The organism is Methylobacterium sp. 001424705, assembly GCF_059816145.1.
This window is the reverse complement of record NZ_JCBANU010000092.1, coordinates 1-635: the sequence shown is the minus strand read 5'-3', so window position 1 is coordinate 635 and position 635 is coordinate 1. Positions and strand designations below refer to the sequence as shown.

At 61.3% G+C, this 635-nt stretch carries 1 protein-coding gene; it reads left to right on the top strand.

Going from position 1 to position 635, the window contains the following annotated elements; all coding sequences use genetic code 11:
- Positions 1-83: 83 nt before the first annotated feature.
- Positions 84-635, top strand: a 552-nt coding sequence (locus tag AC6EUL_RS22895; RefSeq protein WP_499872916.1) for a DUF6538 domain-containing protein, incomplete at its 3' end; no start/stop codon positions are given.

Genomic DNA, 635 nt, shown 5'->3' with positions numbered 1-635 from the left:
ATCCCGCTCCCTCCGCCAGTTGCCTATAAGCCACCGTCAATAAACGGTTTTTAGCTTTCGATCCCAACCCGCGTGATGACACTGTGTCACCGTGGCCCTGGGGAGAGAAGCCAACGGTGCGCCGCGCCGAGTATCTGCAATGTCGCCGTGGTCGCTGGTACGTCCGCCTGCGGGTTCCAGCCCATCTCGTGGCTGCCGTGGGGCAACACCACCTCGTCAGAGCCCTCGACACCGACAGCGAAGCGGTAGCCTGTGAGCGCCGTTGGATCGCGCTCTCGCTGCTGTGGGATTGGATCGGCACGCAGACCGTCTCTGACGGTTGGCGGCCTGCCTGGGCGGCGAACCTCACCGTAGCGGAACGGTCCCCCAATGGTGGAGGCCATGATCGACCCGTACCGTCTCTCCACGGTGATGCCAATCATCCGACCACGAAAGCGCCGAAGCCACGATCTGCATCATGTCGCGGGACCGATTCCCTCACGATCCAGAGCATGATGACGAGATGGCTGAAGGAGATCGAAGGGGTCCATACGAAGCAGTCGGTGATGCAGCACGTGCTTGCGATCAACGAGTTCGCACAGTCTCAGACTGCAAATTGCACCGTTGATCGCATCAACCGCCGGACTGCTGGTGAA